This is a genomic window from Vibrio sp. ES.051, from assembly GCF_002563795.1.
Taxonomy (GTDB): domain Bacteria; phylum Pseudomonadota; class Gammaproteobacteria; order Enterobacterales; family Vibrionaceae; genus Vibrio.
Genome location: NZ_PDJL01000006.1, coordinates 392,486 through 418,134 on the forward strand (window position 1 = coordinate 392,486; position 25,649 = coordinate 418,134).

The 25,649-nt window shown below is 45.0% G+C and carries 28 protein-coding genes; 16 read left to right on the top strand and 12 right to left on the bottom strand.

The window, feature by feature from the left end; all coding sequences use genetic code 11:
* Window positions 1–13 precede the first annotated feature (13 nt).
* The 4 genes from ATG66_RS18970 to ATG66_RS18985 all read right to left on the bottom strand — a co-directional run bounded on the left by ATG66_RS18970 (window position 14) and on the right by ATG66_RS18985 (window position 3,601).
* The gene (locus ATG66_RS18970; protein WP_098416759.1) at window positions 14–1,165 is read right to left on the bottom strand and encodes a LegC family aminotransferase; all 1,152 of its coding nucleotides are present in this window, start codon (window positions 1,163–1,165) and stop codon (window positions 14–16) included.
* Between the two features lie 12 nt (window positions 1,166–1,177).
* Entirely contained in the window at window positions 1,178–2,368 is a 1,191-nt protein-coding gene (locus tag ATG66_RS18975) for a UDP-N-acetylglucosamine 4,6-dehydratase (protein ID WP_098416760.1), read from the bottom strand.
* 97 nt (window positions 2,369–2,465) lie between these two features.
* Window positions 2,466–3,182 (bottom strand): 3-deoxy-D-manno-octulosonic acid kinase, encoded by a 717-nt coding sequence (locus tag ATG66_RS18980; RefSeq protein ID WP_098416761.1) that lies wholly within the window; start codon window positions 3,180–3,182, stop codon window positions 2,466–2,468.
* An 11-nt stretch (window positions 3,183–3,193) separates the two neighbouring features.
* Complete coding sequence (locus ATG66_RS18985) at window positions 3,194–3,601, bottom strand: diacylglycerol kinase (protein ID WP_098416762.1); 408 nt, start codon at window positions 3,599–3,601, stop codon at window positions 3,194–3,196.
* Between the two features lie 108 nt (window positions 3,602–3,709).
* Between ATG66_RS18985 and ATG66_RS18990 the strand changes: the two genes are divergently transcribed.
* The 5 genes from ATG66_RS18990 to ATG66_RS19010 are packed head-to-tail and all read left to right on the top strand — an operon-like array spanning window position 3,710 to window position 8,012.
* Window positions 3,710–4,765 carry a glycosyltransferase family 9 protein gene (locus ATG66_RS18990; protein WP_098416763.1) on the top strand — a complete coding sequence of 352 codons (1,056 nt, stop codon included), beginning with the start codon at window positions 3,710–3,712 and terminating at the stop codon, window positions 4,763–4,765.
* 35 nt (window positions 4,766–4,800) lie between these two features.
* Window positions 4,801–5,583, top strand: a complete 783-nt coding sequence (locus ATG66_RS18995) for a glycosyltransferase family 2 protein (RefSeq protein WP_098417122.1) — start codon at window positions 4,801–4,803, stop codon at window positions 5,581–5,583.
* 1 nt (window position 5,584) lies between these two features.
* Window positions 5,585–6,616, top strand: a complete 1,032-nt coding sequence (locus ATG66_RS19000) for a glycosyltransferase family 4 protein (protein WP_098416764.1) — start codon at window positions 5,585–5,587, stop codon at window positions 6,614–6,616.
* On the top strand, window positions 6,613–7,092 hold the full coding sequence (gene coaD / locus ATG66_RS19005; protein WP_098416765.1) for a pantetheine-phosphate adenylyltransferase: 480 nt from the start codon (window positions 6,613–6,615) through the stop codon (window positions 7,090–7,092). Before ATG66_RS19000 ends, coaD begins: the two co-directional genes overlap by 4 nt.
* Window positions 7,089–8,012, top strand: coding sequence for a glycosyl transferase family 90 (locus ATG66_RS19010; RefSeq protein ID WP_098416766.1), 924 nt, complete (start codon window positions 7,089–7,091; stop codon window positions 8,010–8,012). The genes coaD and ATG66_RS19010 overlap by 4 nt, the downstream gene beginning before the upstream one ends.
* 18 nt (window positions 8,013–8,030) lie before the next feature.
* On the opposite strand, the gene mutM is transcribed toward ATG66_RS19010, so the two are convergent.
* The 6 genes from mutM to ATG66_RS19040 form a co-directional block, all read right to left on the bottom strand.
* Window positions 8,031–8,840: a bifunctional DNA-formamidopyrimidine glycosylase/DNA-(apurinic or apyrimidinic site) lyase gene (gene mutM, locus ATG66_RS19015; RefSeq protein ID WP_098416767.1), complete on the bottom strand. Its 810-nt coding sequence runs from the start codon at window positions 8,838–8,840 to the stop codon at window positions 8,031–8,033.
* 104 nt (window positions 8,841–8,944) lie between these two features.
* Complete coding sequence (locus ATG66_RS19020; protein WP_098417124.1) at window positions 8,945–9,421, bottom strand: hypothetical protein; 477 nt, start codon at window positions 9,419–9,421, stop codon at window positions 8,945–8,947.
* A gap of 164 nt (window positions 9,422–9,585) precedes the next feature.
* On the bottom strand, window positions 9,586–9,756 hold the full coding sequence (gene rpmG, locus ATG66_RS19025; RefSeq protein ID WP_004410866.1) for a 50S ribosomal protein L33: 171 nt from the start codon (window positions 9,754–9,756) through the stop codon (window positions 9,586–9,588).
* A 13-nt stretch (window positions 9,757–9,769) separates the two neighbouring features.
* Entirely contained in the window at window positions 9,770–10,006 is a 237-nt protein-coding gene (gene rpmB, locus ATG66_RS19030) for a 50S ribosomal protein L28 (RefSeq protein WP_098416768.1), read from the bottom strand.
* Between the two features lie 304 nt (window positions 10,007–10,310).
* Entirely contained in the window at window positions 10,311–10,985 is a 675-nt protein-coding gene (radC, locus tag ATG66_RS19035) for a RadC family protein (RefSeq protein ID WP_098416769.1), read from the bottom strand.
* A 113-nt stretch (window positions 10,986–11,098) separates the two neighbouring features.
* A complete protein-coding gene (locus ATG66_RS19040; protein ID WP_098416770.1) occupies window positions 11,099–12,772 on the bottom strand; it encodes a methyl-accepting chemotaxis protein in 1,674 nt (557 codons plus the stop codon).
* Between the two features lie 193 nt (window positions 12,773–12,965).
* Between ATG66_RS19040 and coaBC the strand changes: the two genes are divergently transcribed.
* From coaBC to ATG66_RS19055, 3 genes are all read left to right on the top strand, one after another.
* Window positions 12,966–14,165 carry a bifunctional phosphopantothenoylcysteine decarboxylase/phosphopantothenate--cysteine ligase CoaBC gene (gene coaBC / locus ATG66_RS19045; protein ID WP_098416771.1) on the top strand — a complete coding sequence of 400 codons (1,200 nt, stop codon included), beginning with the start codon at window positions 12,966–12,968 and terminating at the stop codon, window positions 14,163–14,165.
* A 171-nt stretch (window positions 14,166–14,336) separates the two neighbouring features.
* Window positions 14,337–14,927 (top strand): nucleoid occlusion factor SlmA, encoded by a 591-nt coding sequence (gene slmA / locus ATG66_RS19050; RefSeq protein WP_098416772.1) that lies wholly within the window; start codon window positions 14,337–14,339, stop codon window positions 14,925–14,927.
* 6 nt (window positions 14,928–14,933) lie between these two features.
* Entirely contained in the window at window positions 14,934–15,884 is a 951-nt protein-coding gene (locus ATG66_RS19055) for a Kdo(2)-lipid IV(A) acyltransferase (RefSeq protein ID WP_098416773.1), read from the top strand.
* A gap of 85 nt (window positions 15,885–15,969) precedes the next feature.
* Here ATG66_RS19055 and pyrE read toward each other — a convergent pair whose 3' ends face one another.
* Both pyrE and rph read right to left on the bottom strand, forming a co-directional pair.
* Window positions 15,970–16,611: an orotate phosphoribosyltransferase gene (gene pyrE, locus ATG66_RS19060; RefSeq protein ID WP_098416774.1), complete on the bottom strand. Its 642-nt coding sequence runs from the start codon at window positions 16,609–16,611 to the stop codon at window positions 15,970–15,972.
* Window positions 16,612–16,724: 113 nt separating this feature from the next.
* Window positions 16,725–17,441, bottom strand: a complete 717-nt coding sequence (gene rph, locus ATG66_RS19065; RefSeq protein WP_098416775.1) for a ribonuclease PH — start codon at window positions 17,439–17,441, stop codon at window positions 16,725–16,727.
* Window positions 17,442–17,623: 182 nt separating this feature from the next.
* Between rph and ATG66_RS19070 the strand changes: the two genes are divergently transcribed.
* From ATG66_RS19070 to ATG66_RS19105, 8 genes are all read left to right on the top strand, one after another.
* Window positions 17,624–18,490, top strand: a complete 867-nt coding sequence (locus ATG66_RS19070) for a YicC/YloC family endoribonuclease (RefSeq protein ID WP_098416776.1) — start codon at window positions 17,624–17,626, stop codon at window positions 18,488–18,490.
* Window positions 18,491–18,709: 219 nt separating this feature from the next.
* Window positions 18,710–20,065, top strand: a complete 1,356-nt coding sequence (locus tag ATG66_RS19075) for a tyrosine-type recombinase/integrase (protein ID WP_098416777.1) — start codon at window positions 18,710–18,712, stop codon at window positions 20,063–20,065.
* 118 nt (window positions 20,066–20,183) lie between these two features.
* Complete coding sequence (locus tag ATG66_RS19080; RefSeq protein ID WP_098416778.1) at window positions 20,184–20,399, top strand: helix-turn-helix transcriptional regulator; 216 nt, start codon at window positions 20,184–20,186, stop codon at window positions 20,397–20,399.
* On the top strand, window positions 20,392–20,601 hold the full coding sequence (locus ATG66_RS19085) for a helix-turn-helix transcriptional regulator (protein ID WP_098416779.1): 210 nt from the start codon (window positions 20,392–20,394) through the stop codon (window positions 20,599–20,601). The genes ATG66_RS19080 and ATG66_RS19085 overlap by 8 nt, the downstream gene beginning before the upstream one ends.
* 176 nt (window positions 20,602–20,777) lie before the next feature.
* On the top strand, window positions 20,778–21,395 hold the full coding sequence (locus ATG66_RS19090; protein WP_098416780.1) for a YagK/YfjJ domain-containing protein: 618 nt from the start codon (window positions 20,778–20,780) through the stop codon (window positions 21,393–21,395).
* Window positions 21,396–21,704: 309 nt separating this feature from the next.
* Window positions 21,705–23,276 carry a type I restriction-modification system subunit M gene (locus ATG66_RS19095; protein WP_098416781.1) on the top strand — a complete coding sequence of 524 codons (1,572 nt, stop codon included), beginning with the start codon at window positions 21,705–21,707 and terminating at the stop codon, window positions 23,274–23,276.
* The gene (locus tag ATG66_RS19100) at window positions 23,273–24,403 is read left to right on the top strand and encodes a restriction endonuclease subunit S (RefSeq protein ID WP_098416782.1); all 1,131 of its coding nucleotides are present in this window, start codon (window positions 23,273–23,275) and stop codon (window positions 24,401–24,403) included. The genes ATG66_RS19095 and ATG66_RS19100 overlap by 4 nt, the downstream gene beginning before the upstream one ends.
* A gap of 87 nt (window positions 24,404–24,490) precedes the next feature.
* Complete coding sequence (locus ATG66_RS19105) at window positions 24,491–25,507, top strand: Abi family protein (RefSeq protein WP_098416783.1); 1,017 nt, start codon at window positions 24,491–24,493, stop codon at window positions 25,505–25,507.
* Window positions 25,508–25,649 lie beyond the last annotated feature (142 nt).

Here is a 25,649-nt window from a genome sequence, read left to right on the forward strand (position 1 = left end):
TATTCAGCCTGTCTTAGCAATTTAATACGATCGGAGTACTTGGTAAATTCACCACATGCGCTTCGATAAATTCTGAGTGACGCAAGTCTCCGCGCAATGCATTCTCGAACATCGGCAAACGATGCATTAACTTCCAAATAGGTCGTGTCATGACGCCTGCGGCATTGGTCTCTTGCAATATAGTTTCTCGTGATTCGCTGTCCGGGCAAATGATCGCATTCAACCAATAGTTTGATTGCGCGTAGTCAGGCTCAGTCACAAGCTGAATATCACTCCCAGAGAAGAAGTTCTGATAGTGTTTGGCCAATTCACGCTTTTGAGCCAAGTACATTTCCATTACTTCCATCTGCGCACAGCCCAGCGCCGCATTGAGGTTGGGCATACGGTAGTTAAACCCCGGCTCATCATGATAAAACTCATAAGGATGAGGTACTTTGGCTGTCGTCGTCACATGCTTGGTATGTTGGCCAGACACTGTCGTCTTGCACAGCACCATACCGCCGCCACCGGTGGTAATGATCTTATTGCCATTAAAGCTAACCGCACCAAAGTCACCGATGGTTCCGGTGTGTTGCCCTTTATAAAAAGAGCCTAAGCTTTCGGCCGCATCCTCCACCAAAACAAGCTGCCACTTAAGGCAAACTGCCATCAATTCATCCAACTCAACGGGATGACCAAAGGTATGCATGGGCACCACCGCTTTAATCCGTTGTCCCGTGGTTTTATGAAAGCAACCCTCTTCGCGAAGCGTTGCATGCTCACTCAGATAAGCATCCACGGCTTTAGGGCACAGACCCAGGCTCACCATCGAGACATCAACAAAAATAGGCTCCGCCCCCATGTGATAAAGCGCGTTACACGTGGCGACAAACGTCAATGCTTGCGTGATCACCAAGTCGCCACGTTGCACTCCGGCCATATGAAGCGCAGCATGCAGTGCGGCAGTGCCATTAACGGTGGCGACCGCTTTGGCACTCCCAGTGTATTGCTCGATTTTCTGTTCGAACTGATCAACAAACTTACCAACGCTCGATACAAACGTACTATCGATAGTTTCCATTACATACGCTTTTTCGTTGCCTTGAAAGCTTGGTACATGTAATGGGATAAAGTCTTCGCTTTTATACGTCTCTCGTACAAACTCAACAATAGATGTTGGCTTCATTATTCGCTCCGCTTACATCTTGCTGTCTAGGTATTTACCCGTTTCTTTGTGGCCAAAGTCAGGAATCATAGTAAAGAACAACTCGACAATGTGCTCCTTCGTCCACTCACGGCTTTCTTTCATATATGCAATACGTTGCTCAAACAGAGTCAAAAGTTCTGGATCGAAAAGCGGATCATTTTTGATGATGCCTAAATTTTCAAAGCGCGCCATATCTAGGTTTTCTTTGTCAGTGAAGAATTCTTCAAAATCTTTCTCCCCTGTGGTATCGCTTTCTGTGAACAAGCATGGCCACTTACCTTGTTCAGGTAAGGTTTTCACCAACTCACGAGCTTCATCTTCATTACTACACAGATATGCTTCATAGCCCCGCTGCTGTAGATATTTCACCGCAATATCGGCAAATGAAATTAAGTGAAGTGCTTCACTCAATTTCGGGAAGAAGATGTCTCGGTTTTCACCAAAAATGCAAGACATTAGACAAAGCTCACCCGATTCTTGTGGCGTAACGAAATAGCGCTGGATGTCGTTAGGGGCAACGATAGGTTGACGCTTTTGAATGCGCTGGTTAAAGCCATGCAGTAAAGAGCCGTCAGAAAAGGCTACATTGGCAAAGCGCGCGGTAGATATCGCCATTTGCTCACTTTTACGCATCAAGAACATTTCCATAATGCGCTTAGATGCGCCCATCATGTTGACGGGGTTTGCCGCTTTGTCTGTCGATACACAGAAATATTTCTTCGCACCGGCATCGATGGATTGCTGAATCGTTTTATCGGTATTGAATACGTTCACATCGATCATGCGCATGAGAGTGAAGGGATCTTTTTCACTGCGCACGTGCTTAAGCGCTGACAAGTTCAACACGTAATCAAACTGGCCATCCGCTTTAATAAACGCATCGTATTCAACCGAGCCAATATCCAAGGCAAACGTTTGAAAGTCTCCATCAATGTAACCAAATGAGCTACGGATATCGCGCACCAACTCCACCATATTGTTTTCGCTAATATCAACAACATGAAGTTTCTTTGGATTACGTTTAAAAATCTCTTTCGTGACCGCTTGACCAATAGAGCCAGCGCCCCCTAAAACGAGAAAACGCGATTCAGAGACGATCTTTGATAGTTCAACTTCATGATTTAAGAGATCTTGAGTGAACAGGGCATCGGTTCGACCGATAAGTGGAAGTATATTGCTCATGGATTACCTTAGAGTTTTCGGACCCAACTTTAATTATATAGGCGCGCAAGAACGGAGGTAAGACTTTGCCATTAAGCAAGCGTTATCACTAAGGGCTTTATACTTTACCGCCGCGATCATAGCCTTCCTGCAAATGCTCAAAATCGGACTCTTGCCAAATAATCTGCCGCTTAAGCCGCTCTTTATTAAATGAACGCAGAAGCCTATCGAAATTTTTCTGCTTCCACCCACCCGAAGTTTCAAGACGACACTTATCAAAATCGATAAGCCACACCTTATCTTTGTCGTCGATCAAGATATTATGGATATTCAAGTCGGTGTGATTAACACCAGCATTATGCATTTTGGCAATTTCTTGCCCTATTTTCTGATACATTTCTGCCGATAAGGATTGTTTTAGCAAGATGCTGACCAGATCTCTTGCATTGGGAATACGCTCACTTAACAAGTCAGCTTGATAGGTGAGCCCAGTTTTAACCGCTCTTGCTGCAATTGGGTGAGGAACATGCACTCCAGATTCGCTTAAGGTTAACAATAACTGAAACTCTTGCACGCAACGGGTGTTATCCCAGCCAGAGAACCAATAGTGATCGTTAACTAACTTCCCAAACAAACCGCCACGACGATAATGACGCAATGCCGCCTGCATGTTCTCCAGTTGGATAAACCATGTCGTACCTCGCCCCGTCGCACTGCCAACCACCTTGTCGGACGACTGCCAGTATTCGGCATCAAATATCGGTTGACTAGGGTCTGTAATGATCTCGTCATCAAACCAAATCATCTGGTTATTGCTTTGATATTGCTGAATCATGTTCTTACTCTCTAGCCTAAGTATCGACAAGCTAATATGTACAACCAAGTAAATGCAGCGAACGCCAATGTAACCATAACGGCCGCAGAGCCTATATCTTTAGCACGCCCGCTGAGCTCATGCCGCTCAAATCCAATTCGGTCAACCACCGCTTCAATGGCTGAATTCACGAGTTCAACAATCAGTACGAGTACCACGACCCCGATCATCAAGATACGCTCAACCATACCGACATCCACTAGCCAAGCCAAAATCGCAGCGATGCATAGCAGAGCCAACTCTTGGCGAATGGCGGCTTCATGTTTAAAAGCGGCTTTTAATCCCTGTATCGAGTAACCCGTCGCTTTAATGATGCGCTTGATTCCTGTACTACCCGGTTTACCAGATTCTTGCGATTGGCGCGGTGTTGTCTTTGACATTGCAGAACACTTATCAGTACTTAGCTATATTCGAACCGTGTATTTTACATTTATTGGGGATGTCTGCATAATTTACCTGCCTCTATCCCTTTAACCAGACAAATAATTATGTTCACTTCTGCCCCATCGTCATTATGCATCTTGCGTTTATCCGCTATTGGAGACGTTTGCAATACCATCGCGACCGTTCAAGCGATTCAAAAACAATGGCCATCGACCCAAATCACTTGGATAACAGGCAAACTTGAAGCCCAATTACTAGCCGCAATTGATGGCGTAGAAGTGATTGTTTTTGATAAAAAAGCGGGACTCGATGGCTATAAATCGCTTTGGAGACAATTGAAAGGCCGAGAGTTTGATGCGCTATTGCATATGCAGTACGCGATTCGAGCCAGTATCGCGACGTTGGGCATTAAAGCAAAATACAAACTTGGTTTCTCTTCTGATAGAAGCCAAGATTTTCAGACGCTCTTTACCAATGTCAAAGTGCCTTCCCCACCATCTCTGCATGTCGCCGATGGCTTAATGGCTTTTGCCCATCAAATTGGGGTGCCAAAAGCAGAACTGGACTGGGCACTTTCCTACTCTGCACAAGACCAAGCGTGGGCAGAGACGCAGATTTCTCGCAATAAACCGAACCTATTAATTGTGCCGGGCGCGAGTAAAGCTTATAAAAACTGGAACGCTGAAGGTTATGTGGATGTGATTCATCACGCCAGAGCCAAAGGTTGGAACGTAATTCTTGCGGGCAGCCCCGCTCAGGTAGAATTGGATCTGGCAGAAGCGATTCAGTCTCGCTTGGAAGAGCCGTGTCTAAATTTAGTTGGACAAAGTTCGATCCTACAAATGCTGGCGTTAATTGATAACGTTGAAATGGTTATCGCCCCCGATACCGGACCTGCGCACATGGCAAATGCCATGCAAACGCCGATCATCGGGCTTTATGCGCACCATAATCCGCTTCGAGTGGGACCTTACCGCTACCTAAAATACGTTGTCTCGGTTTATGAAGAAACGATCTTTGCGGAAACAGGCAAAAACAGTCACGAGTTAAGCTGGCGAACTCGCGCTAAAGATGAAACGGCAATGAACCGCATTACCAGCACTCAAGTAATGAGCATGTTCGATCAAGTCTTAGAAGATTTGTATCCGCAATACCAGTAAACTTACTGTCTTGATTTGTTAAGAAGGAAATGACCTTGTCCAAACCCACCTTAGCCGTTGCCTTAATCGTAAAAAATGAAGAGAAGCACTTACAAGCTTGTCTCGACACTGTAAAAGATTGGGTCGATGAGATTGTCCTTCTAGACTCAGGCAGCACTGACCGCACGGAAGAAATTGCCCGACAATACACAGATAAGTTCTATAGCAACTTGGATTGGCCCGGTTTTGGTAAGCAGCGCCAACTTGCGCAAACGTATATCGAATCAGATTTCGTTCTTTGGTTAGATGCAGATGAGCGCGTTACAGATGAACTGCGCCAAGAAATACTCAATGCGATAAGCCAGCATAACGACATAAACATCTACCAAGTTAACCGTCTAACCACTGCCTTTGCCAAAGAAATTCGTTATTCCGGCTGGTCTCCTGACTGGGTAGTCCGTTTATATAAAACGTCAGAAACTCAATACAATGACGCATTAGTACATGAAAGCGTCGTTATCCCGAAGGGATTTAATGTCGTGTCATTGAATGGACGACTCAAGCACTTCACCTATGAAAGACTCGGTGAGTATACGCGTAAAACTCAACTGTATATGCAGTCTTGGGCAGATCAGCGTGAAGGAAAAAAAACGGCCTCTCTATTCAGTGCACTTGCCCATGGCTTTTTCCGCTTTATCAAAATGTACATCATCAAGCGGGGTTTCTTAGATGGACGACATGGCTTTTTACTGGCGGTGTTAAGCGCCAATACTACTTTTACGCGTTATGCCGATCTATGGCTGCGTGACTACGTGAAAAAGAACAACAAAGAACAGTGATATGAATATTTGCCATGTTAACTTAGCTTCTGGCTACCACGGAGGGGAAAACCAAACCCTCCAACTCATCAAACAACAAGTCAAATTGGGTTATCACCTTACGGTTGTTGCTAACCCCAAAAGTCCGTTCGCTGATGCGGTGAACAAGCTTAATGTTAAGCTCGTCCTAGCAAACCATTTTACTAAGGCACATTCAAAATCGATTACCAAAGATTGCTCACTCATTCATGTTCACGAAGGTCGTGCGATTTATTGGGCTCTCATTCAACATTTACTTTATGGTATGCCTTATATCGTTACTCGCCGTATTGATAACCTGTTGAAAAAGAAATGGCTAGCAAATTTGGCATATTCAAAAGCCAGTGCAGTCATTGGATTGAGTTCGGAAATCGTTCAAAGAGTAAAAGACACCTATCCTAATCTCACAACTCATAAAATTCCGAGCTCACCAGTCAACTACCCCATTGATAAAGAAAAGGTCCAAGCCATTCGAGATCGCTTTACTGACAAGTTTTTGGTGATTCATGCTGCAAACATGCTCAAACACAAAGGTTTTGATGTCTCCATTGCAGCTGCAACGTTACTTGAACAGTCAGAGCCATCTATCCACATATGCTTGCTCGGTGATGGTCCAGAAAGGCCGACTCTTGAGTTACAAGCAAAGGCTTTGAGTAACGTAAGCTTTGAAGGCAAGCAAAACAATATGGGGGACTGGTTTGAAGCGGCCGATTTACAAATCCACCCTTCTTATACAGAAGGCTTAGGCTCCGTGATTCTGGAAGGGATGGGTGCTGGCTTACCAGTGATTGGCACCAATGCTGGCGGAATACCTGACATAATAGAGGATGAGTCGAACGGAATACTGATTCAACCAGGTGATGCCAACGCACTTGCCAAGGCAATAACCAGAGTCGCTAAAGACGCGGTCTTGAGAGACTCTTTTGTCAAAAACGGACAAGAAAAACTAAAAACATTTCATATCACCTACACTGCAAACCAATACGCAGATGTTTATGAGAAAGTACTACGATGAAAAAAGTCATATACCCAGGGACATTCGATCCTATTACGAATGGTCATTTAGACATCATCACTCGCGCTGCAAATATGTTTGATGAAATCATCATCGCTGTAGCGGCGAGCCCGTCAAAAAGTACGTTATTTTCGCTAGAAGAGCGAGTGAGTTTGGTCGAAAAGTCTACCTCTCATTTAAGCAACGTGTCGGCTTTAGGGTTTAGCGGTCTATTAGTCGATTTTGCTCGTGATCAACAAGCCAATATTCTTGTGCGAGGCCTGCGTACAACGGTCGACTTCGAATATGAATTTGGTCTTACCAGCATGTATCGCAAATTGCTTCCTGATGTCGAAAGTGTTTTCCTGACGCCCGCTGAAGAGTTTGCTTTTCTGTCTTCAACCATCGTGCGTGAAGTTGCTATACATGGTGGCGACATAAAACAATTTGTGCCTTCTTGTGTTAACGAAGCTATCATTAACAAGGTAAAAAAGTGAGTTTAACCAAGTTTAACTATTACTTTAGTAATGCTTTACTAACTATCGTCCCTGCTGCGTTATTTCGAATTGCCAATCAGCATTTGCTGAAAAAACTTAGCCACTATGACATGGCATATATCCAAGATAGGGTGGACTACTACAACAAGCAGGCAGTTTCCTTTCATCTAGAGAAGGGCGAAACTATTGGCTCATTTAAGAAAACTGGCGGTACAACTTATTATTTTGACTTGTTAAAAGTGCTCAAAGGCTTTCCCTCATCTTTTACGTTTCGCTACTTAAATGGCGACATACGCCACGTTCCTGAAGTTCCAACTTTCTTAAAAAGCCGCCCTATCTCGGACAAAAATCAAAACTCCATCGTGTTAAAATTAAATGCGATAAGGCACTTTCAGTTTGTTGATGACAAATTGAGTTTTCGTGATAAAAAAGACATGGCGGCATGGCGTGGCGTTGGCTACCAGCCACACCGTAAAAAAGTCCTCGAGCAGTTTTATAATCACCCTCGCTGTAACATTGGACAAACCCAACCCAAAGATGGCAATCCTTGGGAAAAAGGCTTCATGTCAATCGAAGAGCAACTTCAATACAAATTTCTGCTTGCTATTGAAGGGAATGATGTTGCAACCAACCTAAAATGGGCGATGTCGTCGAACTCATTGGTAATAATGTCCAAACCTAAATACGAAACTTGGTTTATGGAGGGCCGCCTTCAAGCTGGTACTCACTACGTTGAAGTACAAGATGATTACTCAGACTTAATAGAAAAGATAGAGTATTACACCTCTCATCCTGAAGCAGCAGAAAACATCATCCAAAATGCGCACGACTGGGTGGAACAGTTTAGAACTGCGAAACGAGAAAGGTTGATATCTTTATTGGTCGCCAAGAAGTACTTTGAAAAATCAGGGCAAATATAGTTTGCCTTGATTCATGTTTCACTTTTGGCACTCACCACAAAAGAAGGTATTACGCTGTCCAATTTTTAGTTCTTGGAGTAATTCACCACATTCAGGACAAGGTTCTCCTGCTTTCCCATACACTAAGAGCTCTTGAGCAAAATACCCTGGCTTTCCATCCGCTTGAGCGAAATCTTTTAGTGTAGTACCACCTTGGTTGATGGCAATTTCGAGCGTCACTTTAATGTTTTCAACGAGCAATGCCCACTCTTGAGTAGTGACTTTTCCTGCAGGCTTGGAGGGGTGAATTCGCGACTTAAATAAGGATTCGTTAGCGTAAATGTTTCCTACACCAACCACGACTTTGTTGTCCATAATCAACTGTTTCACCGCTATTCGCTTGCCATTGGCTTTCTCCGCGACGTAGTCAGCGTTAAACTCTTCGGTTAAAGGCTCAGGCCCCATACGATCTAACACCGCATGCGATTCGCCTGAGGCGCACCACAACCAAGCCCCAAAACGACGCGGATCGTTGTAACGTAATACTTTGCCATTAGTCAGTTTGAGATCCACATGATCATGTTTAGCCGCTGGGAAATCCGCATCCAGTACACGCAACGAGCCCGACATGCCCAAGTGGACGATTGCCGTGCCTGCATCCGTCTCTATCAGTAAGTATTTCGCTCGGCGACTGATCGCACGGATAACTTGACCTTCAAGGTGTTTGAGCTCTTGAGGGATATCCCAACGCAATTTTGGCGTTCGAAAGACAAAAGCCTGAATAACTTGTCCTACCATGTGTGGACTGATCCCCATACGACTGACTTCTACTTCGGGTAATTCAGGCATTACTCTCTCCATTGGGCTGGACGAATTAAATTGCGTGGCTAGCATAATAGAAAAGAACCACGATAAATACTGGGTAGCCTTAAGGCTATTCATTCAAAATGGACTTACTCGGGCATGATAAAGTCTGCATCGACGGAAATAGCAATCCACTTATCTTGCCAGTTTTTAAATAACCAAAAACTAGGCAAGCGATAGAATGTTACTCGCTGTGGCTCCTCCAACTCTTGATACCACACTTCTACTGTTTCAGCAGAGGTGAGCTTAGGTTTTAAGCGCGTGTATTGTTCTTGCGTTAGCTCCGTTCCTTCTAATGATTGCCAACGTGAAACGAGCTCTTTAATCGACGTACTTGCTTTGAGATTGGATTGCCACTGCTCATTATGCCGCTCAAGCTCCCAACCATTAAAGTAGAGTGCACTAACCGTATAATCTGGGCGCAGCAAGTTGGGGTAAGGGTCGGAATCGTCCGTTAACAAATAAGTTTTGATCCACATGGGCGCATTTAAGATCACAATAAAAGCGATAATGCCCAGAATAAGCATATTGTTCCATCGACGACGACGGGCCGGACTCACACGCATAACCATTCCTGATCTCTTTAGTTAAGAATAAACTACCAAAGCGCATCAGTTTTGACTAGAACATCTGCGTGCAAACCTAATAAGGAAAAGAGAAGTAAATTTTAGATAATAAAAAACCCAACTCGAAAGCTGGGTTTTCAATTCATCAAAGAGACTGAAACCAATTATTTGATTTTTGCTTCTTTGTACATAACGTGCTGGCGAACTACTGGATCAAATTTCTTGATCTCAAATTTGCCCGGCATATTACGCTTGTTTTTATCAGTTGTGTAGAAGTGGCCTGTACCTGCAGAAGATACTAGACGGATTTTCTCACGAACGCCTTTCTTTGCCATTGCCTATTTCCTCTTAAACGTTTTCGCCACGTGCACGGATATCGACAAGAACAGTATCAATACCTTTCTTGTCGATGATGCGCATACCTTTAGCAGATAGGCGTAGTTTAACAAAACGTTTTTCGCTCTCTACCCAGAAACGATGAGTTTGTAGGTTCGGCAGAAAACGACGCTTAGTAGCATTTCGTGCGTGTGAACGGTTGTTACCCGTTACTGGACGCTTACCAGTTACTTGGCATACTCGTGACATGAATGTCTTCTCCAAAATCGTTTCAGCTCGATATCAACCTTGGTGGCCGAACCTCTCTATTTCTCGAAAAGAAGTTAGAGGTTAAGAACCGCTATGGAAAATCCATACAAGGCTATCAAAGGTCGCGCATTATACTAACTTGATATGCATTGCTCAAGACCCGAACAGATCCTTTTTACAGGTTTTCGTGATCTTTTTTTAGACAGCAGATTTTTTTCTAGCAGTCCAAGCTGAATTCAGTTAAAAATTTAGTGGCGAGGATGATAGCAGATTTTTAGCAACTAACAACCTAAAATACACACCATTATACCCAACCTCTTTCAGCAAAAGAGACACTTTCCCCATCACCAATGACGAAATGGTCCAAAACACGAATATCCACCAGCGCCAAAGCGTCGATTAACCGCTTTGTAATCCTTCTGTCAGCTTGACTCGGCTCGGCCACCCCTGACGGATGATTGTGTGCCAAAATCAAAGCCGCCGCATTATGGTGTAAGGCTCGCTTCACCACTTCTCGTGGATAAACCGACGCAGCATCTAATGTTCCTTCAAATAAAATTTCATCTTTTATTATTCTGTGCTGGTTATCGAGAAAAAGAATGTAAAAAGCCTCTCTTTGTCGGTCTCTTAATATAGAAGACAAATAAAGCTTAGTTTGTGCTGGACTGGTTAATGCGTCACCGCGCTTTAAGGTTTCCGCTAAATACCGCTGCGTCATTTCTAGTACAGCTTGTAATTGTACGTATTTTGCTTGGCCCAGCCCTTTATGTCGGCAGAACTGCTTTTCTGAAGCAGAAAAAAGCTGCCTTAGCGAACCAAAATCTTGAATCAGGAAGTCGGCAAGCTCGATCACATTCATCCCTTGCGTTCCAGTACGTAAAAAAATGGCGAGTAGCTCTGCATCGGTCAGCGCTTGTGGCCCTCGCTGCAGCAACTTTTCTCTGGGCATCGACTCACTTGGCATCGCTTTCAGTATCATCAGGTGTCTCTTTTGTGGAATAGGCCTCTATTCCACAAAACCAAAAACGAAAGTCGAGAGTGACTTTCGCTTTCTTCGTTCCATCAGCACTTTCAATGCAATTTAATAGTTTATCAGAGTTTAAAATTGCCAACTAAACCGTGAATTTCTGAACCAGATTGCGACAACTGATTACTGATCGTTTCAGCGTGCTGCAAGGTCTCATTGATGTTAGTTACGATCTGTTGAATCGCCACTAAATTTTGATTGATATCTTCTGCCACTGCACTTTGTTCCTCTGCCGCTGACGCGGTTTGAATTCCCATATTTCGAATCGTACCAATCGAATGATGAACGCCCGACAGTGATTGTTGGATGAGCGCCGACTCTTGCGCCGTTTTTACCCCACGCTCTTGACTAACCGACATCGTACTCACCGCCCTTGAGACGCCACTTTGTAGCTGTTTGAGCATATCGCCAATTTCATGAGTGCTGTTTTGGGTGCGACTGGCTAGCGAACGTACTTCATCCGCAACCACCGCAAAACCGCGTCCTTGCTCTCCTGCTCGCGCAGCTTCAATCGCGGCGTTCAAAGCCAGCAAATTGGTTTGCTCCGCAATCTCACCAATCACATCCAACACCTTGGTAATTTGTTCCGTTTGTTGGCTCAGCTCGGCAATCGCATCCGACGTGCTGTCTATCTCCGTCACCAGCTCAGTAATCCCTTCAATGGCTTGATCAACTTCACGCTGGGCTTCGGTAACTTGACTATTGGCATCTTCAATCGCTTGTGCGGTCGCATTCGTGTTACTCGCCACCTCCTTCGCTGTCATGCTCATTTGAGTTACCGCTGTGACAACTTTATCGGTTTCCAGACAGTGATCTTGCATTTGACCACTCGCCTGACTGGTTTGTGTATCCAGATTTTGAGAAACGCTTTGCACTGTGGTTGCAGAGCGATGAATATCTTGCATCAGTGGATGAAGCTTATCCATAAACTCGTTGAACGCCGCCGCCACTTCACCGACTTCATCCTTACTTTCCACTTTCAAACGAGCGGTTAAGTCGCCCCCACCCGCCGCAACATCTTTCAGTGAAGCCGCAACGTGTTGCAACGGTTGAATCCCTTTAGACACCACAATGCTGGTCAGAATACTGGTAATGACCAACCCAATGAGGGAGATCATCACAGCCGATAAGGTATGCTCATTTAATTCCTGGGTGCGCAACTCTCGCTGCATCGCGACTTGTTGGTCAACATCATCAATGTAGACACCCGTTCCTAGGACCCAGTCCCACTTAGGCAAATATTCCGCATAACCTAACTTCGGTGCTTGAGCGTCAATGGTCGGTTTATGCCATGAGAAATTCAGGAAACCATCCCCTTGTTGTGACGCGTCAATTAAACCAGCGATCACCGCCACACCATTTTCATCTTTGAGATCGTAAAGGTTTTTCCCTTCTAACGATGGTTTAATGGCATGAAGTGTATTTACCCCTTGAGAATCATAAGCAAAGAAATAGCCATCACTCTCAAAGCGCATTGCTTTGAGAATGTCTTTCGCCGCCTCTTTGTTATTACCATTCACGTCAGCATCGTAGAGTGGCTTTATCGCGGTCACTCCCATCATCATGTAGGCTTTAAGCTCTTTCTTTTTCGTTTCAATAAGCTCTTGCCTGTCTCTTGCCAATTCGGCTTCCAAACTATTACTACTGTTGATGTAGTACACCATTGAGATCAATGTGGTGATCAACAGTAGAGGAATGAGCGTTATCAGCAGCAATTTGTTTCGACTTTTCAACATCATGATTTCCACTACCTCTTTTTCTTATCAGCCTCGCAAAATTCGCGCAATTTGTCTGTGAGATAAACGAGCATTTTCTCTCCCTTGGTCAAATTTATATGATGGCGTTTGATATCGATTATCTTCTCGTTATATATGCACGGGCGGTCAGACTTTGAATTGTGTTAAAATCCGATCATCAAATTGGAGATCTCACATGCAAACACTAGCAGGAAAAAAAATTCTACTCGGTATTAGTGGCGGTATTGCTGCGTATAAATGTGCGGAGCTAACCCGTCGCCTCATAGAGAGAGGCGCGCAAGTCCAAGTCGTAATGACGAAAGCCGCACAAGAGTTCATTACTCCTTTGACCATGCAGGCCGTCTCGGGCCGTCCGGTCTCTAACAGCTTATTAGACCCTGCAGCAGAAGCGTCAATGGGTCACATTGAGTTAGCAAAATGGGCAGATTTAGTGCTGATCGCACCGGCAACCGCGGACTTAATTGCCCGCATGTCTGCTGGCATGGGGAATGATTTGCTGACCACGTTAGTGTTAGCGACCGAGTCGCCCGTTGCCGTCTCTCCTGCGATGAATCAGCAAATGTACCGCAATGTCACCACCCAAGAGAATATTGCGACGTTACTTCGCCGTGGTATGCATATCTGGGGACCCGCGGCAGGAGAACAAGCCTGTGGCGATATCGGACCGGGTCGAATGTTAGAGCCGATGCAATTGGTGCGGCAGTGTGAACGGTTCTTCCAACCTAAAGTATTGGAGGGTAAATCGGTGTTGATCACCGCAGGGCCCACTCGTGAAGCGCTTGATCCGGTACGTTACATCACCAACCATAGCTCCGGTAAAATGGGCTATGCATTGGCAAGTGCGGCGGTTCAAATGGGCGCAAAAGTAACCCTCGTGAGCGGCCCGGTAAGCTTAAGTACACCTGATGGTGTTGAGCGTATTAATGTTTCTAGTGCACAAGAGATGCATGACGCTGTAATGGCCAAGGCGACCAACCACGATGCATTTATCAGCTGCGCCGCGGTGGCGGATTATCGCCCAGAAACGATCGCGTCTGAAAAATTGAAAAAAACAGCAGACAACGATCAGATGGTCATCAATATGGTCAAAAACCCTGATATTGTTGCCTCGGTTGCAACAATGCCTGCACAACGTCCATTTACTGTTGGATTTGCCGCTGAAACCAATGACGTAGAAACCTATGCGCGCGGCAAATTAGTCAAAAAAAAACTCGACATGATCTGCGCGAATGATGTTTCAATCAAAGGACAAGGCTTCAACAGTAACGACAACGCACTGACCCTTTTCTGGCCTGAGGGTGAACTTGCACTCGCTTTGGAATCAAAAGAAGCATTGAGCTTTAAAATACTCGAAAAAATGCATGAATTGATGTAATTAACATCCGAGCCCATTCATATTTTCATCGAAAACTGGCATAAATTTGGTGCAAACATGACAACTGAGGGTGTTAAATCTCCCATTCCACTCTCAGTAGTCTAGTTTGAGATGACAGAGCGTCTTATAATCCCCTCCGCTCAACTTTGTATTTTGAAAGGAAGTAAACTAATGGCCGGCAGTAAAAAAACCAATCGTCGTGAAGAGATCTTGCAAGCATTAGCACAAATGCTTGAATCTACAGAAGGCGCTTCCCGCATTACTACGGCAAAGTTGGCGAAACAAGTCGGTGTTTCAGAAGCCGCTTTGTACCGTCACTTCCCAAGTAAAGCTCGTATGTTCGAAGGCTTGATTGAGTTCATCGAAGAAGCATTGATGACACGCATTAACCGAATTTTAGACGACGAGAAGGATACTCTAGAGCGCATTCGCATGGTGATGCACCTTATGTTGGCGTTCTCTGAGCGCAACCCCGGCCTAACACGCATTCTGTCTGGTCATGCCCTAATGTTTGAAAATGAACGCCTACGCGAACGCATCAACCAGTTGTTTGAGCGCATTGAAATGCAATTGCGCCAAATCTTGCGTGAACGTAAGATTCGAGAAGGTAAAGCTTTCCCTGTCGAAGAGCGCATTCTCGCCGCGCAGATTCTTGGGCAAGTAGAAGGTAGCCTCAACCGTTTTGTTCGCAGCGACTTTAAATACCAACCAACGGCAAACTTTGACGAGTATTGGGCGCTGCTTAGTGCACAAATTAAGTAAAAGATTATGAGTAAAGACAAATACACGCAGCCGGAGTTTTCTCTTTCACTTCTCCACCCACGAAACTGGAGTGTTTGGCTTGGATTTGGCTTACTGGCCATCCTCGTCAATATTCTCCCGTATCGATTGCTGCTGTTATTAGGTCATTCCGTCGGTAAGCTTGGCCTGCGCTATGGCAAAAGTCGCGTCCACATTGCCAAGCGTAACCTAGAACTCGCTTTTCCAGAAAAAACGCCGGAAGAGATCCAACACATCGTTGAAGAGAACTTTAAAAACACCGGTATGGCTCTAATCGAAACGGGCATCACTTGGTTCTGGCCCACTTGGCGTTTTAAAACGCTTATCGTGGAAAAAGACCTAAGCGCAGTCAGAGAAAAAGACGCGGAAGGTAAAGGCGTACTACTTTGTTGTGTGCACGCCTTAAATCTCGAAGTTACGGCACGCGCGTTTGCGGTACTTGGTGTCGCTGGCTATGGGGCATTTCGTCCACACGATAATCCCGCCTATAATTTCATTCAGTACTGGGGCCGTACGCACAATGGCAACAAACTGATTGACCGTAAAAATGTAAAAAAAATGATTCGCGTTTTACGCAGCGGTGAACGTTTATTTTATTTACCCGATCACGATTACGGTCGCAATAAATCCGTATTCGTTCCCTTCTTTGCCGTAGAAGATGCGTGTACGACAACCGGTACCACCATTCTAGCCTATACCTCTAAGTGTGCGATTATTATGGGTTCGGGCTTTCGTAATTCAGAAGGTAAGTACGACATCATCGCAGATAAGTGCATTGAAGCAAACTACCCGCAAAAAGATGAAGTGGCTGCCGCCGCTTACATGAACAAACATGTGGAAGAAGTGATCCTCCGTGCTCCAGAACAATGGATGTGGCTACACAAACGCTATAAAACCATGCAGGATGAAAGTGTAGAAAAAGGCATTCGCTACAAATAAAGAGCAAAACCCTCTAAAAAGAAGGAGCTGATGGATACCCACCAGCCCCTTTACACTTCACAATAACCAAAGAAACGCTATCTGGTTAAATACCGTATTCCGCGCGGTACGCTTTCACCGCTTCTAAATGTTCGGCTGAGTCGCCTTTTTCTGCTAGGTAAGTAACAAGATCGCCCAAGCTCACGATAGAAATCACGGCACAACCAAAATCACGTTCGACTTCCTGAATCGCAGACAGCTCACCTTTGCCTTTCTCTTCACGGTCGATAGCGACCAGCACGCCCGCTAAGTCTGCACCACTTGCTTGAATAATTTCCATCGACTCACGAATTGCCGTACCCGCCGTGATCACATCATCCACCAGCATGATACGCCCTTCTAATGCAGAGCCAACAAGGTTACCGCCTTCACCATGGTTTTTCGCTTCTTTACGATTAAAGCAGTAAGGCGTGTCGAGGTCGTGGTGATCAGCCAGCGCTACCGCGGTGGTTGTCGCAATCGGGATACCTTTGTACGCTGGGCCAAACAGCACATCAAATTCGATGCCAGAGTCAGCCAGTGCCGCAGCGTAAAAACGACCAAGACGCGCAAGATCTCGGCCAGTATTGAAAAGACCAGCGTTAAAGAAGTAAGGGCTTTTTCGGCCTGATTTCAAAGTAAACTCACCAAACTTAAGAACCTCTTTCTCAAGTGCAAACTCAATAAATTCACGCTGGTATGCTTTCATGGATTTCTCTCAATTGTCAGTGTGTGGGTATTCATCTCTAGGTCCTAGGCCTAGGCCTAGGCCTAGTAACATGCAAAAAAATAGCTTCCTTTATGAGGAAGCTATTGAAGTCATTATTTTTCTAACGCCGCCTTCTGCGCCGAGACAATGTCGGTAATACCGATTTTCGCTGATTCTAGCAATGCCATTAGCTGCTCATGACTGAACGGTTCACCTTCTGCAGTGCCTTGGATCTCAATCATCTTACCTTCTTCGGTCATCACCACATTCATGTCAGTATCCGCCGCTGAATCTTCAACGTATTCAAGATCACATAACACGTCATCACCTAACAAACCCACAGATACTGCCGCAACATGACCTTTCATCGGGTTCGCTTTTAATTTGCCGCGGTTGACAAGATGCTGAAACGCATCAGCCATTGCTACGCTTGCGCCACTAATTGATGCGGTGCGAGTGCCGCCATCCGCTTGGATCACGTCACAATCAACCGTGACCATGAATTCTCCCATGGCTTTCAAGTCTACAACTGCACGCAGACTACGTGCGATAAGACGTTGGATTTCCATGGTACGTCCGCCTTGTTTGCCACTTGCAGCTTCACGACGAGTACGCGAGTGTGTCGCGCGTGGCAACATACCGTACTCAGCAGTTACCCAGCCTTTACCTTGGCCTTTCAACCAACGTGGTACCGATTCTTCGACGGTCGCATTACACAACACTTTGGTGTTACCGAACTCAACTAACACTGAGCCTTCAGCATAAGCGGTGTAGTTACGAGTAATTTTGATAGGGCGAACTTGGTCCGCCTTGCGATCGTTTGGACGCATGGGCATCTACCTTAAATATGAGGAGAAGACGATTTGGTGGGCGAAGATTATAACGGAATCCATTCCTGATTCATAGGTTACGCCCCCAACACAGCGCAAACATTCAACACACTTCGCGCACCTAACGACGCTCCGTGATACACTCTTTAAGTAATTTTCAAAAATGAAGACAGGAAAATTCGATGATTTACAGTATGACTGCGTATGCGCGCAAAGAAGTAAAAGGCGATTGGGGCTCCGCTGTATGGGAAATCCGTAGCGTAAACCAGCGCTACCTAGAAACTTACTTCCGCATGCCAGAACAGTTTCGAGCTTTAGAGCCGGTTCTACGTGAGCGTTTTCGTAAGCGTCTTGCGCGCGGCAAAGTAGAATGTAATCTGCGTTTTGAAGCCAATCCCGCCGCTAAAGGCGAGCTTAGTATTAACGAAACACTGGCCAGCCAAGTCATTAAGGCAGCAGAGCAAGTGATGCACATGACTGGCGAACGAAGCCGCATCAATCCATTTCAATTAATGCAATGGCCGGGCGTAATGGAAACGCCAGAGCAAGACATGGACACCGTGAATAAAGCCCTGTTAGAAGCGTTTAACGAAACGATGGATGACTTTATTGACGCGCGCGCGCGTGAAGGCGACAACATGAAAGCGTTGATCGAACAGCGTCTGGCAGCGATCACTGCAGAGGTGGTTAAAGTTCGTGCGCGTATGCCAGAAATCCTAGAATGGCAACGTGAACGCCTGTTTTCTAAATTCGAAGATGCGAAAGCTGAATTAGACCCATCTCGTGTAGAGCAAGAGCTGATTCTGTTGGCACAAAAATCGGATGTGGCAGAAGAATTGGACCGCTTAGAGTCTCACGTGAAAGAAACCACGAACATCCTGAAGAAAGGTGGCGCTGTTGGTCGTCGTCTCGACTTTATGATGCAAGAGTTCAACCGCGAATCGAACACACTGGCTTCAAAGTCGATCAGCACCGACATCACCGCGTCTGGCGTAGAACTCAAAGTACTTATCGAACAGATGCGAGAACAGATCCAGAATATAGAATAAGGTTTCTACCAGTTTCTTACTGTTTACATAAACAACCTAAGCCCGTGACTTTCATGGGCTTTTTTGTTTTAATCGTTTCAGCTTGTTTCACATTACTCCCTCTAGTTACGTGCCAAATGATGACACAGATGATGACACAAACGGCTGTGTCATCATTTTAGAACAGAGAAGTGATGACCCGAAAATTCACTAACAACGCACTTTAAAAAGCGATAAACGATGAACAATAAACAGCTAGATGCATTAATAAGAAAAGGTGAGAACACCATGCTTAGCATTGGGGATGGGCTCTACTTTCGCATTGCCAGAAAGAACCCCTCTTGGGTGGTGAAATACATCATCGCAGGTAAGCGTTCACAAATTGCTCTCCCGCAGTCTTACCCTTCTTTATCAATCAGTGACGCAAAGCAGCAAGCTCTACAGATCAAACAAAACATCAAACTCGGCATTGACCCTAAATCAGAAAGGAAGAAAACCGAATTCAAAGTCATCCATAATATAGATGGCCTGTTTGACGACTGGTACCAAAGTTATGCGCTCAGGAACCTAAAGCACTCGGATATTCCCAAGAGTCATTACAACAACAAAATAAAGCAACACATCGGTGTAATGACCATCAAAGATGTTACGCCGCAGCACATCAGAAAAATTATTAACACCATTCTTGAGTCGGGTCATAACACCGTCGCCAATAAGGTGCTCGCTCTCTTAAAAACACTATTTAACCATGCGATAAAGTTAGATCTGACCGCCTTCAACCCTGCTCAGGCTTTCACGCCTAAAGATGCTGGTGGCACAGAAGAGAGCCGTGAACGCAGTCTACGCGTCGATGAAATTAGTTATGCATTTCCAATAATGCGCGCGCAAAGCCCCTCCTTTACCAGAGATAACTATCTTGCCTGCTGCTTGCTGCTTTGTTTAGGTTGCCGAAAAGGAGAGCTCATCTCTGCAAAATGGGAAGAGTTTGACCTGTTGGGCAAAATATGGCGTCAACTTCCCAACAAACAGAGAAAAAACGTTGCGGTCAGGCCTGTCACTATTCCTATCCCCAATATCGCTATCCCATGGTTAGAAGAACTCAAGTACCGATCAGGTGGTTCTGCGTATGTCTTCCCTGCACGAAAGACAAGCAAACGTGGATATATCTCTGACGATACGATCAATCATGCACTGCAAAAACTATTTGGCATAAACAAAACTAAAACCACCAAGGTCTACCCAAATGTAATGCCAAATATCGAGCACTTCACGCTACATGACTTGCGCAGAACATGCAGAAGCTTACTTTCTCAGCTTGGAGTTAATGAACAAGTCGCAGAACGCTGCTTAAACCACAAAGTAAAAGGCATCGTCGGCGTTTATGATCGATACCAGTACTTTGACGAACGAAGAGAAGCGTTAAATAAACTTGCTGACTTTCTCGCGCCCTACTTAGTGCCACAAGCAGCAGCGCAGAATAGCGCCAAAGCCGTTGGTGACAACGTTTCTAATCATATTGAACACCTTCAATTTGCAAAGGTGACACCGATAACATCTTTTGCCGAGCAAGATCACAAATCTAAAGAAATAGGCTGAACAGCATCTCAGTAGCCCTTTAGGATGTGCTTGTTGGAACGAAGAGGAATACTCTGAAACGCCAACAATTCAGTTTCCCCACCAAACTGAAACGCTACTATCACGAAGGAGAAATCCCATGGGTGCTAGTAGCAAAACAAACCTTGAGCTTGACCGTATTGTTCGAGAGGAAGAACGGAGAGCAATCACCGCCGTCTCGAGAACACAAGCTTGGCGTTTGGAAAAACGTGGACAGTTTCCACAGCGAGTAAAGCTGGGCGGTTCACACGCGGTAGGTTGGAGACTATCAGAGATAATGGCGTGGGTAGAAAGCCGAGGTGCAGGTCATGAGTAATTATGATTTTGCTAACGCGGTATCAAAAGACTCCCTAGCTTTAGTTAGAAAAAAGGAGTTGGCCCAAAGACTGAATGTCAGTGTGCGCACAATTCATCGTATGGTGGAACGCGGAGAGATTAAAAAGCCTTTGATATCCAAAAAAGGATACATTCGTGGTTGGCCAGAGAAAGATCTCTATAGCCTTTTTCTCAAAACGTAATTCAACCTACCACTAAGGGCCTTCGGGCCCTTATTTTTTACTCGAGGTGTCCCAATATGTCCTGATTTGACTCCAGATGGCAATAACTACTCAGCGAAAAAAGCTACCCCATTCCTGTCCAGATCTAAGGGCAGCACTCAAACGTAACAAGGTTATTAATATAGTTATAAATCTCTATGGCAGATAAAGAAATTACCATGCACCCAAGGTATCGAAATGTTGCCTACTACGAATACAAAGGAATGCAACAACCCATATTCTGTTATCAAAGTGGCATTGACTTAAAAGCTCTCGCCAGAGCCTATGACCAGCTAGACAATCTTTTCACTTATCATTCACGTGTTACTGTTGCTCTGATCCAGTTTAACCAGACGACTCAACTGCCACACAATAAACACCTCTCCAAGTTTATCTATAAACTCAAGACGCTCTGCGTAGAGCACTATAACATTAAAGGAGAGCGTTTTGGGTATGCGTGGGCACGTGAAGGAGGTAAAAACGGCAACAATCAGCATTATCACATTGCCATTATGATTGATGGTTCCGTTTGCAATAACGCCTATCAAATAACTCAACTAGCCAAAAAAGCATGTCAGGCCATCAATCCTAAATACTCCATATACGCCCCCAAAAGGAATGAGTTTAAGCTTCATCGCACAGGAGACGAACACAGGCTAAGAACCGCGCGTATGAGGGCAAGCTATGCGTACAAATACGCAACCAAAGAACATACCCCAAAAGGAGTGAGAAAGTTCGGTACGAGCAGCATTAAACCTAAGTTCACTGATCGTTAAATTGTTCCCTTTTTTGATCTTTTTGACCGAAAAATCGCAAATATCAGAGCCAAAAGACGCGCATAAAAAAGTAAAAACCCAATAGAACAACTGGTCTCACACCAAGGTGGAAAACACACATCCGGCGAGATTAAAAATAAACAGGAACAAAACAGGAGAACAAAATCCGGATCACACGTCATGATTTGTTCCTTTTTTAAATCGAAATGTGAGCTTCTCCACTTAAAAAATGCAAGTGGTCATTTCCCCGCTTCGAGCATAAACCAATTCTGATACACTACTGCACATCGTTTTCATTGAAGTATCACCATGGTCGAACAACATCAACAAGCATTAAAAAAACAACTTTGGAACATCGCCAACACGCTGCGCGGCAACATGGCCGCCGACGATTTCCGTGATTACATCTTAGGGCTGATTTTCTACAAGTACCTCTCAGACCACCTTTACCAGTACGCCAATGCCCTGCTGTCTGAAGATGGCATGACCTTTACCGATATTGATGAAAAGAGCGACGAAGGCAAAGAAATTTTAGACGCCATTCGTGAAGAGGCGATCGACAAGCTCGGCTACTTTTTCGCCCCGTCGGAGCTGTTCCATGTGATCGCCAAAGCAGGCGAAAACGGCGAGTTTATTCTCGATGATGTACGCGATGTACTCAACGATATCGAGCAAAGCACCATGGGGGCAGACAGTGCCGACGATTTCAACGGCCTGTTTGATGAACTCGATCTGCAATCCAACAAGCTAGGCAAAACCCCTGATGCGCGTAACAAGCTGATTGCGCAAGTGTTGGTCCACCTCGACAACATTGATTTCCACCTAAAAGACAGTGAAATAGACATTCTAGGTGATGCCTATGAATTCCTGATTGGCATGTTCGCCAGTGGTGCAGGTAAAAAAGCCGGCGAATTCTACACCCCACAAATGGTCTCGAAGCTGTTGGCGAAATTGGTCACACTTAATAACCCTGTGATCAAATCCGTCTACGACCCAACTTGTGGCTCAGGCTCTTTGCTGCTGCGCGTGGCGAAAGAGGCGCAAAACCAAGACATTAAATACTACGGCCAAGAGCGCAACCCGAGCACGTATAACTTGGCACGCATGAACATGATCATGCATGGCGTGCATTACAAACGTTTCGATATTCAAAACGACGATACGTTAGAAACGCCAATGCATTTTGATGATCGCTTTGATGCCGTGGTCGCCAACCCGCCCTTCTCGGCGCAATGGTCCGCTAACCCGCTGCACCTCAACAATGACCGCTTTGCCGATTACGGTAAACTCGCGCCCAAATCCAAGGCCGATTTTGCCTTTGTGCAACACATGATCCACCAGCTCAATGACACCGGCACCATGGCGGTGGTTCTACCACACGGGGTGTTATTCCGTGGTGCGGCTGAAGGGCACATTCGTCAGCACCTACTCAAAGAGAAAAACTACCTTGATATGGTGGTCGGCCTGCCTGCTAATATCTTCTTTGGTACTTCTATCCCGACCTGCGTATTGGTATTTAAAAAGCATCGCAAAGCCGATGACAACGTCCTATTTATTGATGCCAGCCAGCATTTTGAGAAAGGCACCAATAACAACTACATGCGAGAGGAAGACTTACAGCGCATTCTCGATGCCGTGGCTAAACGTGAAAACATCGACAAATTTGCCTTTGTTGCGACCCAAGCCGACCTTGCCGAGAATGACTACAACCTCAATATTCCGCGTTATGTCGATACCTTTGAAGAAGAAGCGCCCGTTGATTTGTCTGCCGTCGCGAAACAGCTGGTGGAGAATGATAACGCGATGCTAGAAACCGATAAGACCATTGCGGAGTTCTGTGAAGAGTTGGGGATTGATGCACCGTTTGAGGTGAGAGGATGAGGAAAAATACTAAGCCTCAGTTGCGCTTCCCTATATATGATTCAAACTGGGCAATAAGAAAGATAAAAGATGTCGCTCCCTTGCAAAGAGGATTTGACCTACCCACAACCAACGTAATAGAAGGTAAATACCCCGTCGTTTATTCAAATGGGATAGGTCGATACCATAACGAGTTCAAGGCTAAAGCTCCCGGCATTGTTACAGGTCGCTCAGGAACTATTGGTGCGCTAACTTATGTCGAGAAGGACTATTGGCCTCACAACACCTCCTTGTGGGTCACAGATTTTATAGACTGTACTCCAAAGTTTGTATTTTACTTGTACCAAAAAATTGGCCTTAAGCGGTTTGCAACTGGTTCTGGAGTTCCTACGCTAAATCGAAATGATGTACATGACTTTCGTACCCATATACCCGAACTTAACGAACAAAAAAAAATCGCTGACTTCCTTACCTCAGTCGACAGCAAAATCAGTCAATTGACCGAAAAACACCGCCTACTTAAAGAGTACAAGAAAGGCGTGGTGCAGCAGGTTTTTAGCCAGCAGATCCGCTTTAAGGATGAGAATGGAAAGGCGTTTCCTGAGTGGGAAGAGAAGCGTCTTTCGGAAATGTTAGTTGAATATAAAGCGAAATCCACTGTAGAGAATGAACATGATGTTCTAACCTCATCGCGTAATGGGTTAATTAAGCAGTCTGATTACTATGGGGAGGGTCGTATAACTGATAGGTCTAACGTTGGGTTTCATATTATCCCAGCGGATTATATAACCTTTAGGTCCCGTAGTGATGACAGGCTTTTCTTTTTTAATAGAAACACTACAGGCTGCACTGGAATAATAAGCCACTATTATCCTGTGTTTAGGATGAAAAATAATCAGAACCATTTTTTCATCGAGTTAACGCGATATCACTCTAGCTCATTTGGTAAATACGCTGTAGGCACATCACAAGTAGTTTTATCTTATAAGGCTTTGTGCAGCATGAAGTTTTCATTTCCCACTACTGATGAACAACAAAAAATCGCTCAGTTCCTGCAATCCATCGACCACAAAATCGATGCGGTAGCAGAACAAATCGAACACACCAAGCAGTTCAAAAAAGGCTTACTGCAACAGATGTTTGTGTGAGTAAATCAAGTCCGGACTTAGGAGATAAAAGTCCGGACTTCATGAGGGGAACTCCGGACCTTTAAGAAAGAAGGAAGACAAAAATTCATGCCCTACGATAAACCATGGCACTCCTGCGAAGAGATGATCGACAAGCTGCGCGCACGTGGTTTATCGATAACCGATGAGGAAAAGGCTCTCTCTTACTTATCACGTATTGGTTATTACCGTTTGAGTGGTTATTGGTATGCTTTTCGTCAATTCACTGGCCTATGCTGCCCGATACCCAAACAAAAAGGTAAAAAAGGCCGCCCTCAGCGTTTGGCATTGGACCACTTTGAGCAGGGTGCCCGCTTTGAAGACGCAATAAAGCTGTACGTGTTTGATAAAAAACTGCGCCTGTTAATCATGGATGCCCTTGAAAGAATTGAGGTTGCTTTTCGTGTCGAGATCGCACATTTACTCGGACAGAGAGACACATTCGCTTATTTAGATAAAAATCAATTTTTCTCAAAGTTTTCTCAATCTATTGATCCCCAAACGGGCTTAACAAAACACCATGAATGGCTCACAAAGCAAGCCGGACTGATTAGGCGTTCGCGTGAGAAATTTATCGAGCACAATAAAAATAAGCATGGTCTACCACTACCGATTTGGATTGCTTGTGAAGTGTGGGACTTTGGTGCGCTGTCATTACTTTATGACGGAATGAAAGAAGAAGACCAAGACGCCATTGCTGCTAAGTTTGGTCTACACAATGGTCGTGTATTAGCTAAATGGTTGCGTTCTCTCAACTATTTAAGAAATGTCTGTGCACATCATAGCCGCCTATGGAATCGTAATATTATTGACCAACCAAGCCTTCCTTCTAGTAAAGAGGTGCCTTGGGTGCAACATTTTGAAGGCACTGGAAGAGAAAAGGAACGCTTAAGAGCACGCCCATTTATGCTTTTTTGTATTACTAAACATCTGATGGATTACATCAACCCGAATTCCACTTGGTGGATGCGTCTTACTGACTTGATGATGAATGAATTTCCAGAGATGACTCATATCGGGCTTGATTTAAACAGCATGGGCGTGATCGAGAACTGGAATACGCTTTTCTTGGAAGAAGAGAAATAAAAAACCCCTAAGCGATTCGCTTCCACAAGGGATGCTAACCGATAGGGGCCGTGTTGATGCAAACTATAGGTGAGCAAGTGTCATTTCGCAATCACTTTTACTGTTTTTTTTGAACTAATACGCACTGAAATGCGCTGATCTA